Source organism: Flavobacterium sp. HJSW_4 (assembly GCF_042436695.1).
Lineage (GTDB): Bacteria > Bacteroidota > Bacteroidia > Flavobacteriales > Flavobacteriaceae > Flavobacterium.
Map to the genome: position 1 here is coordinate 46,121 of NZ_JBHNPP010000023.1, position 14,247 is coordinate 60,367.

Genomic DNA, 14,247 nt, shown 5'->3' on the forward strand with positions numbered 1-14,247 from the left:
AATTCTAATATGACAAAGGAGTTTGTTGATGTTTTAGTGATTGGTGCAGGACCGTCTGGATGTGTTTCGGCATCGTATCTTTTTAAAAACAACGTAAAAGTAAAAGTTGTAGAAAAAACGAAGTTTCCGAGACTTGTAGTAGGCGAAAGCCTTATTCCGCGTGTGATGGACCATTTTGCAGAGGCAGAATTGTTTGAAGCGCTTGATGCAATGAACTTCGAAAAAAAATTAGGAGCTCGTTTTATTAGAGGCGCAGAAATTTGCAATTTTGATTTCAGTAAAAAATTTGGAGAAGGCTGGGATTGGACTTGGCAAGTTCCAAGGGCTGATTTTGACAACACAATGGCGCAAGAAGTGGTGCGAAAAGGAATTGATTTAGAATTTGAAACAGAAGTTCTAGAGGTTTCTTTTGAAGGAAAAAAATCAAAAACTATTGTAAAAGATAAAGACGGGAATTTAAAAGAAATTCACGCCAACTTTATTATCGACTCAAGCGGATACGGACGTGTTTTGCCAAGACTTTTAGATTTGGACACGCCATCTAAATTAGATCCGCATTCTTCTATTTTTACTCATGTTAAAGATATAAATAGAGAAGAAGGAGAAGAAGGAACTCAAATTTCTTTTGATATTTTGGAAACCGAAGTTTGGCTTTGGGTAATTCCTTTCTCAAACGGAAATACAAGTTTAGGAGTTGTTGGTCCGACAGATTTTATCAATTCTCTTTCTGAAAATAAAGATAATGCTGAGGCTTTAAGAAATGCCATTCAGAAATCAGATTATTATATCAAAAGATTCAAAGGAACAGAATTTTTGTTTGAGCCGGTTAAATTAGAAAACTATTCAAGAGCTGTGAAAAGAATGTACGGCGATGGTTTTGCTTTGACAGGAAATAGTTCAGAATTCTTAGATCCAGTTTTCTCTTCAGGTGTAGCTTTTGCAACTGAATCTGGAATGTTGGCAGCAAAATTATATTTGAAAGAATCACAAGGAATTCCTGTTGATTGGGAAGTAGAATTTACACAATACATGAAACGCGGAATTGCAGTTTTCACAACTTATGTACAAGAATGGTACACAGGAAATCTTCAAACTTTATTCTTCCATCAGCCTGAAAATCCAGATGTGAAAGAAAAAATATGTTCTGTTTTAGCAGGATATGTTTGGAATGAAGAAAATTCATTCGTCAAGAAACACGATCACGTAATAGCAAATATGGCGTATTTATTAAATATGCAAAAAGAACAAAGCCCTGAATAATCAGGGCTTTTTTTTGCTTAAAATGTATAAACTAGAAAGTTGATCTTTGTCATTAAAATAAAGTCCAATATCTAGAAGATCATTCTTAATCTTGATGTTATTTGAGTATGTATAATCGTTATAATTTTCAATTTCATCCTTATTAAATTTTTGCAGTACTTGAGCTCGAGAGCAAAGAGGCAGTAATCCATTTTCAAATGAGATTTCAACCCGTTCAATATCGCTTATAGAATATGCGTTTAAAATATTAAATTTTGGATTGTCACTATTTTTTTTGGTAATATTAAAAAAGAAATAGCAATTATTATATTCATTATTATAGGTAAGTTCTTTAATGTCTCCAGTACTTCCTTCAATAACAGTTTCTCTTTCAAAATTTTTATTAATTGCCGATTTTTTGAAATCATTTTCATTTGATTGACCAATTGTTAGACCATTAATATTCCAATTTTTGTCAATTTTAATTTTTGGTTTGTTTTTAATGTCTTCTGGTTTTGTAGTATTTACAAGTAAATCTTTAAAATAGTTTTCCTTGTCACAACCTCCAAAATCTATTAAACCATTAACAACGTCCCAATAACATGTTTTTGATAAATTAGTATTATTCAGAATTATTAATCTATTATAGTCTGGCGCATAGAAAATATATTTGTTTTGCTTTTTTAGATTCCAATATAATCCGTTATCGGTATTAGGGTTTTTTGTGCCTTTTCCGTATTTAAGTTCAATCTTTTTTAGAATCTCTTTTTTCTGTTCTGTTGTATCCATTTCTATTCGGATACCGTAGATGAAATCTTCAGCTTTAAATTTTTTCAATGTCTTTTTTAGATCAGTTCCATTTCTTAAAGGCTTTAAATCAATGTGACCTCCCCCAGATCTGGTAATACTATCCGTTTTTAACAATTCAGAGTTGATCTGAAAAACGATGTTTTGATTTTTTAATTCAATGCCATCAAAATTATATTTTACAGAATTATCTACTTCTATTAGCAAACAAAATGGATATTCAACAGTTTCAACTCCAATAGATAATGAGTCATTATAAGAGATTACCTTTTCTATTTTTTCATTCAGTTGAAGTTTAGATAAATCAACTTTAACGACTTTAACTTCTTTTTTGCATGAAACGAAAAAAGCTAATGAACAAATGGATATAAATTTTATGAGGTGAGATGTTATGTGTTTTTGGTTCATTTATTGCTTTTATGTTTAGGGTGATTTTTATGTTGTTATTTTGGTTATTATATTTCTACGTAGGTTCTCAAAAATAGAGTATTAGTGTAGTAAAATAGTCGAATTCAAATATATGTTTTTTCCTTCAAATGCATATATTAATAAGTAAAAGTTGGATAATTTACAACATATTGATATAGAGTATTATATAAGAAAAAACCGATTTATATTTGAATCAACAAATATTTTGAAAACAAAAAAGAGGTAAGAATAGTCTTTTAAATATCAATTTTAGACAAAAAAAAGACTGCCAAAATTGACAGTCTTTTCTAATTCTATTGAATTTATGAATTACAATTCAAATATCTTATCCATTAAAATCCATTTTTGTCCTGGTTTTGCCCAAGGAAGGGCTTGCTGGAATTTCCACATTAAAGTTTCCCATTCCTGAACTTTTTCGTTTGCAGCGTCGGCTTTGTCTTTTTTCTCGAAAGAGAAATTTTCATCACCTTCGATGATCATGAAAAGTCTGTTTCCTGTGCAATAAATATCCAGAACTAAAATTCCAGCATCTTGAATGCTTTTTTTAATTTCAGGCCAAACATTTTCATGCAGTTTTTTGTATTCTGCAATTAAGTTTGCATCGTCTTTTAAGTCTAAAGCCAGACAGAATTTTTGTGTTGCCATAATCTAAAATTTATCCTTGGTAAGCTACAGCAGTTTGTTTGCTAGTACCTAAACCTTCAATTCCTAATTCGATTACGTCACCTGCTTTAATGTAAATTGGATCTGGTTTGATTCCAAGACCAACTCCCGGAGGCGTTCCTGTGCTAATTACGTCGCCAGGAAGTAATGTCATAAACTGGCTTAAGTAATGTACTAAAAATGGAATTTTGAAAATCAAGTTTGAAGTATTACTGTTTTGGAATGTTTTTCCGTTTACAGTTAACCACATTTTTAAATTGTTTACGTCTCCAACTTCGTCTGGAGTTGCCATAATTGGTCCAAGAGGAGCGAAGGTATCAGAACCTTTTCCTTTTGCCCATTGTCCGCCGCGCTCGATTTGGAAAGCTCTTTCACTATAATCATTCAAAAGGCAATATCCAGCGATATAGTTTGGTGCATCTTCTTCAGAAACATAGCTTGCTTTTTTACCAACAACAAATGCCAATTCTACTTCCCAGTCTGTTTTTTCACTGTTTTTTGGAATGATCAAATTATCGTTTGGTCCACATAAAGAAGTTGTAGATTTAAAGAAAATAATTGGTTCTTCTGGAATCGCAGCGCCAGTTTCTTCACAGTGATCAACATAATTTAATCCGATGCAGATAATTTTTGAAGGACGTGTAACTGGCGAACCTAAACGAACTGAATCGCTCACTTCTGGAAGTGCAGGGTTGTTTTTTAAAGCTTCTTCTAATTTTTTTAATCCGTCATTTTCAAAAAAAGCTTCGTTGTAATCTGTTACGATAGACGAAACATCATATCTTTTATCATTTAGTAAAACCCCTGGTTTTTCTTTTCCCTCTTCTCCAAATCTAATAAGTTTCATAATCTTTTTATTTTTTTAGTAATATTTTTTGCCACGAATTGCACCAATTTTCTCGAATTATAATTTGTGTGAATTCGTGAAATTCGTGGCTATTTTTTTTAGTTATTCAATTTAATAAAACCTCCATCAATTGGGTAATCAGAACCTGTGATGAATGAAGACTCGTCGCTGCATAAGAATAAAGCTAAAGTTGCGATTTCATCCGGTTTTCCCATACGGCCGATTGGCTGTGATTGAGATAATTTTTCGAAGATTTCTTCTTCTTTCCCTGGATAATTTTTAGAAATAAATCCGTCTACGAAAGGCGTGTGAACTCGCGCAGGAGAAATAGAATTACATCTGATTTTATCATTTAAATAATCTTTCGCAACCGATAAAGTCATTGCCATAACTGCACCTTTTGCAGTAGAATAAGCAAAACGATCAGGAATTCCAACCCAGCAAGCAATAGAAGCTAAGTTCAAGATTACACCTCCGCCAGAACCTCTTAAAGCAGGAATCGAAGCATGCAGACAGTTGTAAACTCCTTTTACGTTTACATTCATAATTCTGTCAAAATCAGACTCAGAAGTCGTGTCTACTTTCCCAACGTGAGCAATTCCAGCATTGTTTACCAAAATATTGATATTTCCGATTTTCTGGAAAGTTGAATTTACTTGTTCGTGGTTTGAAACGTCGCAAGCGTGAGCAAAAACACTTCCTCCAGCCGATTTGATTTCTTCAACCGTTTCTTTTGCACTTTCTTCAGTCAATTCTAAAATATGAACTTCAGCTCCTTGTTTAGCAAATAAAACAGAAATCGCTCTTCCGATTCCGCTTCCGCCGCCTGTGATAATTGCTTTTTTATTTTGTAATGAAAACATTTGATATAATTTTTATGTGTTATTTTTTAATTGAGTCTTTTACAAAGATACGCCACGTTTCCACGGAATAAAATCATCTTGGTTTAATTGAACCGCTTTCGGAATAATTTCGCCGCTTGCCGCTTTGATGCAATATTCTAAAATTTCCTCACCCATTTCTTCAATAGATTTTTCACCGCTAATAATTGGTCCGCAGTCAATATCGATGATATCTTTCATTCTTGTTGCCAAAACAGAATTCGTAGCTACTTTAATTACTGGACAAACCGGATTTCCAGTTGGAGTTCCTAAACCTGTTGTAAACAAAATCAAAGTTGCTCCAGAAGCCGCTTTTCCAGTTGTAGCTTCCACGTCATTTCCTGGCGTGCAAACCAAACTTAAACCTGGTTTTGTAACCAATTCGGTATAATCTAAAACATCAACTACAGGAGAAGTTCCGCCTTTTTTGGCAGCTCCAGCACTTTTGATGGCATCGGTAATTAAACCGTCTTTGATATTTCCAGGAGAAGGATTCATATGGAAACCTGAACCTACTTTATGAGCCAGTTCATCGTAAGATTCCATTAAATCTATGAATTTTTTAGCATTATCTTCCGTAATACATCTGTCGATTAAGTTTTGCTCAGCTCCACATAATTCTGGAAATTCAGCCAAAAGAATTTTTCCGCCTAAAGCGACAACCAAATCTGAAGTATAACCAACAGCAGGATTTGCAGAAACACCGCTGAAACCGTCACTTCCGCCACATTTTACTCCAATGCATAAATCGCTTAATGGAGCATCAGTTCTTTCGTATTTGTTGATTTCAATTAAACCTTCAAAAGTTTTTTTGATGGCATTTGTAATCAGAACTTCTTCGCTTTCTGTTTGTTGCTGTTCAAAAATAAATAATGGTTTATCGAATTCTGGATTTTGTCTTTTTACATCATTTACAAAATCTTGAACTTGTAAATGCTGACATCCTAAACTCAAAAGTGTTATTCCACCAACGTTTGGATGATTGGCATAAGAAGCCAATAAAGCGCTTAAAGTAGAAGCATCTTGGCGCGTTCCGCCGCAACCGCCTTGGTGATTTAAGAATTTAATTCCGTCCACATTTTCAAAAACACGTTTGTTTTTTGGTGTAGGATTCAATTCAATATTAATATCATTAATGTCATTTCCGTTCAAATAACCTTCCAGTAATTCGTGCGTAAATTGATTGTATTTGTCTGTAACAGCATAACCCAATTGCTTGTGTAATGCTTCTTTGATTACGTCAAGATTTCTGTTTTCACAAAAAACAGTCGGTACAAAAAGCCAGTAATTTGCTGTTCCAACGCGTCCGTCTTTTCTTTTGTAACCTTTAAAAGTTCGGTTTTCGAATTTAGAAACATCAGGCGCATTCCATTCGTACGAAGCATTTCTGTAAGCGTAAGGATCTGCGGCGTGTTTTAAGTTTTCGGTCGTCATTAAACTTCCTTTGACAATATCATTTTGCACTTTTCCAACCAAAACACCATACATATTCACTTCTTCTCCCTGCTTCATGTCTTGCATGTAGAATTTGTGTTTGGCTTTGATGAGGTCTTGCAAAACGTAAGTTTCGTTTTCAAAAAGAATGGTTTCTCCTTTTGGTAAGTCGGTTAAAGCTACAAGAACATTATCGTCCGGATGTAGTTTTACCACTAGTTTTTTAGTCGTATTCTCCAGCATTGTTTTTTGTTTTTTTCTTTTTTGTGTTGTCGTTAAGCGCTTTATTTTCAATAAAATTTGGGCAGTAAACGAAAAATAAAATTAGTTTTTTTAGTCTTTTGTTAGTAGTCTAATATTATCCGTGTATAATCTTTAATTATCTTTGCAGTATGAAATTGGAGCAAACTAAAATAACGTCTTATCTCAACTCGAGAGTTTCGGTACTGAATCGTATTGAACCGTTTTTTCAGGCGCCTTTTCATTCGCATCCAGAATTGGAATTGGTTTATGTGAAAGAGAGTTTTGGCAAACGAATTATAGGAAATTCGGTAATGCCTTTTGAACCTGGAGATATGGTTTTTTTGGGTTCTGATATTCCGCACGTTTGGTTGAATGACGAAAAATATTATCAGGGAATTGAAGATTTAAAAGCCAATTCGATAGTCGTATATTTTCATAAAGATATTTTCGGACCGACTTTTTATGAGTTAAAAGAAACTCAGAAAATCAACGAACTCTTTTTTCAGGCTGGAAAAGGAATTTCGATTATTGGAAAAACAAATAAACAGATTGCTAAGAAACTAGAGAAATTAGTTTCTAAAAAAGACTTCGAAGTAATTGTCGGACTTTTTGAAATCTTATCTATTCTTTCCGACAGTCAGGATAAGATTTATATAAATGACGAAATTTATTCTCTAATGCAGAAAGATTCGAAAGTGGATCGACTTTCGGAGGTTTTTCAATACGTCAATAAAAATTTCAAAAAGAATATTTCCTTAGAAGAAATTGCCGCCGTCGCGAATATGACGCGGACTTCTTTCTGTAGAATGTTTAGAGTAAAAACTAAAAAGAATTTTGTGGATTATCTGCACGAAATCAGGATTTCAAATGCTTGTAAATTGTTGTTAGAAACCGACAAAAGCATGTCTGAAATCGCGTATGATTGTGGGTATAAAACGGCTTCTAATTTTAATAAACTCTTCAAGAAATTTAAAGGAATTACACCTTCGGAGTTTAAGAATAGTGCTATATGATTTGAAAAAAATAGCCACGAATTCACGAATTAAAATGATTAAAAATCTGTGAAATTTGCTTCAAAAAGTACTGTAAATTTCACAAATTACGATTTGTAAAAATTCGTGAATTCGTGGCGAAAAAATTTGCAAAAAAAATTAAATAGATCGATCTAAATGTGTGTAACCACCATCGACATAAATGATCTGTCCAGTTGTATGGCTTGATTTTTCAGACAACAAGAAAACCACCATATTAGCGATTTCTTCTGCTGTTGTCATTCTGTTTTCTAATGGAATATTTTTAGTAATCGCAGCTAATTTTTCTTCTTTATTTTCAAAAGTATTAATCCACGTTTCGTAAAGAGGAGTGTAACATTCAGCCACAATAACTGCGTTTACACGAATGCTGTATTTTAGTAATTCAACCGCCCATTCTCTGGTTAAGGCATTTCTACCTCCGTTTGAAGCAGCGTAAGCTGAGGTTCCTCCTTGTCCAGTTTCGGCAGTTTTAGAACCAATGTTTACGATTGCTCCTTTCGATTCTTTCAAATAGGGAAGAGCGTGTTGCGCCATTAAATAATAATGCACTAAATTTTTGTGAAGTGAAGCGGCGAAATCTTCATAATTTCCATTTTCTAATCCAACGCCGTCATTAACTCCGGCATTGTTTACAAGACCGTCAATTCTACCAAATTTGGCGATTACGGCTTCAACAGCTTTTTTGCAGTCTTCAGGTTTTGTTAGATCGGCAGCAACTTGATGTGCTTCTTTTCCAATGGCTTTTAATTCTTCTACGGCTTTGATGTTATCATTTTCGTTACGTCCAACGATAAACGGAATTGCATTTTCTTCGGCTAGGACTTTTACAATTCCTAAACCAATTCCTTTTGCACCTCCCGTAACGATAATGATTTTTTGGGTTAATGATAACTGCATGGTATTTATGTATTATAATTTAAAAATTCTTGTTTTATTAGTTTGTCACCCTGAGCGATCCCGAGGCTTCGGGAGAAGGGCGTTCCAATTGGACGTGGGCTTCGACTCCGCTCAGCCTGACAAAAAGCAGATTATGAAAATCATTTAAATTTTTTAATCTGTGGCTATATTTTTTATTCAACGAATATACTTTAAAAAATTACAGCTGTTGTTATTAACAACAGCTGTAAAGATAGAGAGAATTGAACTGATAATTTATTACCAGAACTTAACATAAAGCGCAGCAATAATCAATAACGTAATTACGATTAAGACTGTTGTTTGCGGTTTAACTTTGAACATTTCAGAATCAATTTCAAATGCTTTAGGATTTACTTTTGGTCCTGCAAAACTGATTCCGATCATTGCTAACATTGTAAATAAGAATGACAATCCCATACAGATGTGGAAAGGAATTTCAAATCCACCTTTTCCGTTAGGGTAAGCTGTATATAAAAATGTGTCGTTTCCAAATAAAGCCGGAGCGTATTCGTTGAATAAAACAGATAATAAGAATCCTAAAATTACCCCAACGATTGCCGCTGTTCCTGTAGTTCTTTTCCAGAACATACCTAAGAAGAACATAGCAAAAACTCCAGGACTGATGAATCCAGTATATTTTTGGATGTATGTAAATCCTCCAACACCACCAATTCCTAAAACGTCATTCCATGTGAATAAAACAGCTAAAAGCATGGCAACAAAAACGGCAAGACGCCCGATGTTTACCTGTTGTTTTTCGCCAGCATCTTTTTGGATGTATTTTTTGTGAACGTCTAATGTATAGATTGTAGAGATACTGTTTACTTTACCAGCCAAAGAAGCTACAATTGCAGCGGTCAAAGCCGCAACAGAAAGACCTTTTAATCCAGTTGGAAGGAATGTTAATATAGCAGAATATGCCTCATCTTTTACTCCGCCCTCCAATTGAGGCAAGTGTCCGTTTGTATATAAAACGTAGGCTGCAATACCAGGAAGCATTACGATAAGCGGCATTAATAATTTTAACATACCAGCAAATAAGATACCTGTACGAGCTGTTTGTAAATCTGCTCCAAGTGCTCTTTGCGTAATGTATTGGTTACATCCCCAGTAGTTTAAGTTGATGATCCAGATACCAGCAGCGTAAGATAACAATCCTGGGAAAGTTAAATATTTATCGATTTCTAACTGAGAAGAAGTTGCAGTTGGTTTTGGAATAATCATTTTGAAATGCTCTGGAGCCTGTTGCATCAGAACTTTGAAACCAGCAATAGCGTTTTGTCCAACACCAAAAGCTTCTGCAACTGTTGTTAGCGCTATATAAGAAGTTACCAAACCTCCAATGATTAATACAGCAACCTGAATAACGTCAGTATAAGCTACAACCTTCATTCCTCCTAGGGAAATAAATAAAGCAAAAATAGCCAATCCAAGCATAATTACGTGAAGATATTCTCCACCAGCAAGCTTGTTAATAGCTACTGCTCCTAAGTATAAAATAGAAGTTAAGTTTACAAAAACATATAAAAACAGCCAGAAAACTGCCATAATCAAAGCAGTAGATTCGTTGTAACGTGTTTTTAAGAATTGCGGCATGGTGTAAATCTTGTTTTTAAGATATACAGGAATAAACCATACAGCAACAATAATAAGAGCAACGGCAGCAAGCCATTCGTAAGCAGCAACAGCGATTCCTAAGAAGAAACCTTCACCGCTCATTCCGATGAATTGTTCTGCAGAGATATTAGAAGCAATAAGAGAAGCTCCAATTGCCCACCAAGTTAAATTTCCTTCAGCCAAAAAGTAAGCTTTAGCATCCTGTTCGTCTTGTTTACGTTTGCGGTAAACCGTGTAACCGTAGACCGAGACTACGATGAAATAAATAATAAAAACCGCATAGTCTGCGAAAGCGAGGTTTTGGTTCATTGTTAGTAGTATTTTAAATAATTATTATAGGGTTGTTTGTTTATGTGGTTTTAAATCAGTTTTTATGTTGTCAAATCTTGTTAAAAATGCAAGATGTGTTTTATTTCTGTTATTTTTTTGCGAAAATAAAAGCAGAAGCCAAATGTAAAATAAAAATTTAGAAATCAACTATTAGTAAATGTGTTTTTTACATTTATTCACCAAGAATTGTGTTAAATTTTTAGTTTTAGCTTCAGTACAACATTAAACCATTAAGCTTTTACTAGACTTTTGTAATGTACGTCTGAAAGCTGTCTTAAAATTTCAGCACTTTTTTCAGGTGTAATATCACGTTGCGATTCGCCTAGCATTTCGTATCCTACCATGAATTTTTTTACCGTTGCCGATCTCAACAAAGGTGGATAAAAATGCATGTGGAAATGCCATTCTGGGTGAATTAAACCATCTGTTGGCGATTGGTGAATTCCTGAAGAATATGGAAATGAAGTATTAAATAAATTGTCATACTTCGTTGTAAGCTGCTTTAAGATTTTCGCGAAAGCGGTACTTTCATCGGCAGTAAAATTGGTGATTTTGCTCACTGCTCTTTTGCTCACAATCATAGTTTCATAAGGCCAAATTGCCCAAAACGGAACTAATGCGACAAAATGATCATTCTCGATTACGATACGATCTCCAGCTTTCAATTCAGCTCTAACATAATCTTCCAATAAAGTTCTGTCATTTTTATCGAAATATGATTTTAAGCTGTTTTGCGTTTTTTCAACCTGAGTCGGCAATGAAGATTGTGCCCAGATTTGGCCATGCGGGTGCGGGTTGCTGCATCCCATTACACTTCCTTTATTTTCAAAAATCTGAACGTGGTTGATGAATTTAATATTTCCTAAATCGGTATATTCTTTCTGCCAAGTTCTAATGATATTTTCAATATCAGCAATTTCCATTTCTGGTAAAGTCAGGTCGTGTCTTGGCGAAAAGCAAACGACTCTCGAAATTCCCTGTTCTGGTTTTGCCTTAAAAAAGGTATGTTTAATATCGTCTTCAAAAATAATTTCGTCCTGTTTCATGGCCGCAAAATCATTTTCAAAAACAAAACTGCTTTCATATTGCGGATTATTCATTCCGTTGGCACGAACATTTCCCGGACACAAATAACAAGTTGGATCGTATTTAGGAAGTTCTTCGGTCGAAATAGTTTCGTTTTGTCCTTGCCAAGGCCGTTTTGCGCGATGAGGAGAAACCAAAACCCATTCGTTGATTAATGGATTAAAGCGTCTGTGTGGATCTTCGTTAATGTCAAAATTTTTCATTGTAGTGTGTTGTGGATTTAAAGTAGCGTTGTTCCGTTTGATATTTTTACATCATAGAATTTTAATTCAATTCCAAATGTATCTAAATAAAGTTTAGAGAATTTACGCTTTACCTCATTTTCATGTCCTTTTTTAACTAAATTGATCGTGCAGCCTCCAAAACCGCCACCCATTAGTCTAGAACCAATGATGGCATCATCTTCTTTTGCCGTATCAACAAGCATGTCTAATTCTTCGCAGCTTACCTCATATTCTTGAGACAAACCATAATGTGTTTCAAAAAGCAACTCTCCTAAAAGTTCAATATCTCCTTGATCTAAAGCTTTGCAGGCTTTGATAACGCGATTGATTTCTTTTACAACAAAATGAACTCGAGCAAAAACTTTTTCAGTCATTTTATCTTTAAGGCTTAAAACCTGTTCTTCTGTCGCGTCTCTAAAACTTTTTACTTCTGGAAAATGGCTTTTTATAATCGATAAACCTTCTTCGCATTCGATTCTTCTCGTATTATATTCTGATGTAAAAAGCGAATGTTTTACATTAGAATCAAATAAAATCAGAGAATAATCTTTGAAGTCGGCATTGTGATATTCAAAATCTAAAGTGTTGCAGTCTAACTGAATTACTTTGTTTTCAAGACCATGAACGCTAGAAAACTGATCCATAATTCCGCAGTTGATGCCAACCCAATGTTCTGCTTTTTGTCCTAATAATGAAATGTCTTTTTTCTCAATTTTTAAATCGAAAAGAGATTTGATTCCGAAAATCATTCCGCATTCTAAAGCCGCTGAAGAAGACAATCCAGAACCAACCGGAATATTGCTGCTGAAAACGCAGTTGAAACCGTCGAAAGAAAATCCGTTGTCTTGCAATTGTTTAATTACGCCACGAATGTAATTCGTCCAAACTACATCGCTCAATTTTACTTCTTGAGTCAAATCGATTTCAAATTCTTCATTCAAATCGATGGCAATTATTTTGGAAGTTTTGGTATTGTTTTTTTCAAAAGCAAAACAAATTACTTTGTCAATTGCAGCAGGCAAAACGTAACCATCATTGTAGTCAATATGCTCTCCGATGATGTTGATTCTACCTGGAGAAAGTACCGTTTTTTGAGGAGAAGACCCGAAAGATTTCTCGAAAAAAGCAACAGTATCTTGTATTAAAATATCATTCATTATATAGTTAGTTGTATTGTGGTTTTTGGAATTGTATTAATCTTTTTTCAATTAAAATTTAAATCAGCGTAAATCAGCTTTAATCTGTCTAAATCTGCGTGAAAAAATCTATACGCAAAATTATTTCACGCAGATTTTAAAAGATTTTAGCAGATTCAATTAGATTTTATTTATCTCATCGAATGGCTATTATTTTAATTTAAACTTTCAAATTTATAAAGCGTTTTCTGTGTGTATTCTTCGCCTTTTTTCAAAACTGCATTCGGAAAGTGAGCGTGATTTGGAGCATCAGGGAAATTTTGCGTTTCAAAACAAATTCCGCTTTGCGCGTTGTAATCTACATTTTCTTTTCCTTTTAATTTTCCGAAACAATTTCCGCCTACATATATATGTACACTTGGTTGATCGGTGTAAACATTCATTATCAATTTATTTTTTAAGCTGATCAATTGTCCGACAATTTCTGTTTTAGAATTTACTACAAACGAATTGTCAATTGGAAACGGACAGCTTTTCGGATTTCTAAAATCAAAATCATGATTATTTAAATCGGTAAAATTTCCTGTTGGAATATTATCTGAATTTGTTTCCAGCATTTTAGCCGATTTGATAAACATTTGCTGTTCTAAAACATTTCCGTCATGTCCATCAAGGTTGAAATAACTGTGATGCGTTAAATTGATAACCGTATCTTCAGTTGAGGTAGCTTTGTATTCTAACTTTAATTCATTTTCTTCAGTCAAAGTATACGTCAAATGAACCGTCATTTCTCCAGGGAAATTTTCATCTAAATGTTCGCTCAAAAGACCAAAAGTAATCGAAGGATTTTCGCCAGAAGTTGCATTCACAACACTCCAAGCTTTTCTTCCAAATCCCATATCTCCGCCGTGAAGCGTGTTACCGTTATTGTTTCCGTCAAGCTGAAACTTTTTATCGTTAAGACTAAAAGTCGCATTATGAATACGGCCAGCATAACGGCCCACAGTAGTTCCGAAATAAGGAGCGCTTGGCAAATTATAAGATTCTAAATACGCTTCAAGATTATCAAAGCCTAAAACAACATCGACCAGTTTTCCGTCAAGCGGAATTTGGATTGAAGTTACAGTTGCACCATAATTGATGATCTGCACTTTCATTCCGTTTTTATTAACCAGATCAAAAGAATAAATTTCTTCCTTATTAGGCATTAAACCAAACAATTTACAATTGTGTGTCTCTTTTAAATGCGATATGTGTTTTATTTCCATATAATTTTTACCAATAATGAAATCCAAAAATAGAAACATTTATTATTTTTGCATACCAGTACCTACCAGTTTTTGATATTTATAGTCAAAA

At 34.0% G+C, this 14,247-nt stretch carries 12 protein-coding genes; 2 read left to right on the forward strand and 10 right to left on the reverse strand.

Annotated elements, in window-relative coordinates; all coding sequences use genetic code 11:
- Nucleotides 1–9: 9 nt before the first annotated feature.
- On the forward strand, nucleotides 10–1,260 hold the full coding sequence (locus tag ACE01P_RS18690; RefSeq protein WP_379700490.1) for an NAD(P)/FAD-dependent oxidoreductase: 1,251 nt from the start codon (nucleotides 10–12) through the stop codon (nucleotides 1,258–1,260).
- On the opposite strand, the gene ACE01P_RS18695 is transcribed toward ACE01P_RS18690, so the two are convergent.
- The 5 genes from ACE01P_RS18695 to ACE01P_RS18715 form a co-directional block, all read right to left on the reverse strand.
- Nucleotides 1,261–2,454: a hypothetical protein gene (locus tag ACE01P_RS18695; protein WP_379700492.1), complete on the reverse strand. Its 1,194-nt coding sequence runs from the start codon at nucleotides 2,452–2,454 to the stop codon at nucleotides 1,261–1,263.
- 330 nt (nucleotides 2,455–2,784) lie between these two features.
- A complete protein-coding gene (locus ACE01P_RS18700; RefSeq protein WP_379700494.1) occupies nucleotides 2,785–3,120 on the reverse strand; it encodes an L-rhamnose mutarotase in 336 nt (111 codons plus the stop codon).
- Between the two features lie 10 nt (nucleotides 3,121–3,130).
- Nucleotides 3,131–3,985 carry a fumarylacetoacetate hydrolase family protein gene (locus ACE01P_RS18705; protein ID WP_379700496.1) on the reverse strand — a complete coding sequence of 285 codons (855 nt, stop codon included), beginning with the start codon at nucleotides 3,983–3,985 and terminating at the stop codon, nucleotides 3,131–3,133.
- A gap of 98 nt (nucleotides 3,986–4,083) precedes the next feature.
- Nucleotides 4,084–4,848, reverse strand: a complete 765-nt coding sequence (locus ACE01P_RS18710) for an SDR family NAD(P)-dependent oxidoreductase (protein WP_379700498.1) — start codon at nucleotides 4,846–4,848, stop codon at nucleotides 4,084–4,086.
- A gap of 39 nt (nucleotides 4,849–4,887) precedes the next feature.
- Complete coding sequence (locus ACE01P_RS18715) at nucleotides 4,888–6,543, reverse strand: UxaA family hydrolase (protein WP_379700500.1); 1,656 nt, start codon at nucleotides 6,541–6,543, stop codon at nucleotides 4,888–4,890.
- Between the two features lie 149 nt (nucleotides 6,544–6,692).
- On the opposite strand from ACE01P_RS18715, the gene ACE01P_RS18720 reads away from it, so the two are divergent.
- On the forward strand, nucleotides 6,693–7,556 hold the full coding sequence (locus ACE01P_RS18720) for an AraC family transcriptional regulator (RefSeq protein ID WP_379700502.1): 864 nt from the start codon (nucleotides 6,693–6,695) through the stop codon (nucleotides 7,554–7,556).
- Between the two features lie 138 nt (nucleotides 7,557–7,694).
- Here ACE01P_RS18720 and ACE01P_RS18725 read toward each other — a convergent pair whose 3' ends face one another.
- The 5 genes from ACE01P_RS18725 to ACE01P_RS18745 all read right to left on the reverse strand — a co-directional run bounded on the left by ACE01P_RS18725 (nucleotide 7,695) and on the right by ACE01P_RS18745 (nucleotide 14,156).
- Entirely contained in the window at nucleotides 7,695–8,474 is a 780-nt protein-coding gene (locus ACE01P_RS18725; RefSeq protein ID WP_057115557.1) for an SDR family oxidoreductase, read from the reverse strand.
- Between the two features lie 258 nt (nucleotides 8,475–8,732).
- Nucleotides 8,733–10,421 carry a sodium/sugar symporter gene (locus tag ACE01P_RS18730; protein WP_379700504.1) on the reverse strand — a complete coding sequence of 563 codons (1,689 nt, stop codon included), beginning with the start codon at nucleotides 10,419–10,421 and terminating at the stop codon, nucleotides 8,733–8,735.
- Nucleotides 10,422–10,672: 251 nt separating this feature from the next.
- Complete coding sequence (locus ACE01P_RS18735) at nucleotides 10,673–11,731, reverse strand: UDP-glucose--hexose-1-phosphate uridylyltransferase (RefSeq protein ID WP_379700505.1); 1,059 nt, start codon at nucleotides 11,729–11,731, stop codon at nucleotides 10,673–10,675.
- A gap of 17 nt (nucleotides 11,732–11,748) precedes the next feature.
- Entirely contained in the window at nucleotides 11,749–12,909 is a 1,161-nt protein-coding gene (galK, locus tag ACE01P_RS18740) for a galactokinase (protein WP_379700507.1), read from the reverse strand.
- Nucleotides 12,910–13,103: 194 nt separating this feature from the next.
- On the reverse strand, nucleotides 13,104–14,156 hold the full coding sequence (locus ACE01P_RS18745) for an aldose epimerase family protein (protein WP_379700509.1): 1,053 nt from the start codon (nucleotides 14,154–14,156) through the stop codon (nucleotides 13,104–13,106).
- Nucleotides 14,157–14,247: the final 91 nt, after the last annotated feature.

Excerpts from the sequence above, each read along its gene's own strand:
- ACE01P_RS18705 (WP_379700496.1), bottom strand. The coding sequence starts at position 3,985 with ATGAAACTTATTAGATTTGGAGAAGAGGGAAAAGAAAAACCAGGGGTT.
- galK (WP_379700507.1), bottom strand. The coding sequence starts at position 12,909 with ATGAATGATATTTTAATACAAGATACTGTTGCTTTTTTCGAGAAATCT.
- ACE01P_RS18720 (WP_379700502.1), top strand. The coding sequence starts at position 6,693 with ATGAAATTGGAGCAAACTAAAATAACGTCTTATCTCAACTCGAGAGTT.
- ACE01P_RS18725 (WP_057115557.1), bottom strand. The coding sequence starts at position 8,474 with ATGCAGTTATCATTAACCCAAAAAATCATTATCGTTACGGGAGGTGCA.
- ACE01P_RS18695 (WP_379700492.1), bottom strand. The coding sequence starts at position 2,454 with ATGAACCAAAAACACATAACATCTCACCTCATAAAATTTATATCCATT.
- ACE01P_RS18700 (WP_379700494.1), bottom strand. The coding sequence starts at position 3,120 with ATGGCAACACAAAAATTCTGTCTGGCTTTAGACTTAAAAGACGATGCA.
- ACE01P_RS18710 (WP_379700498.1), bottom strand. The coding sequence starts at position 4,848 with ATGTTTTCATTACAAAATAAAAAAGCAATTATCACAGGCGGCGGAAGC.
- ACE01P_RS18715 (WP_379700500.1), bottom strand. The coding sequence starts at position 6,543 with ATGCTGGAGAATACGACTAAAAAACTAGTGGTAAAACTACATCCGGAC.
- ACE01P_RS18745 (WP_379700509.1), bottom strand. The coding sequence starts at position 14,156 with ATGGAAATAAAACACATATCGCATTTAAAAGAGACACACAATTGTAAA.
- ACE01P_RS18735 (WP_379700505.1), bottom strand. The coding sequence starts at position 11,731 with ATGAAAAATTTTGACATTAACGAAGATCCACACAGACGCTTTAATCCA.
- ACE01P_RS18730 (WP_379700504.1), bottom strand. The coding sequence starts at position 10,421 with ATGAACCAAAACCTCGCTTTCGCAGACTATGCGGTTTTTATTATTTAT.
- ACE01P_RS18690 (WP_379700490.1), top strand. The coding sequence starts at position 10 with ATGACAAAGGAGTTTGTTGATGTTTTAGTGATTGGTGCAGGACCGTCT.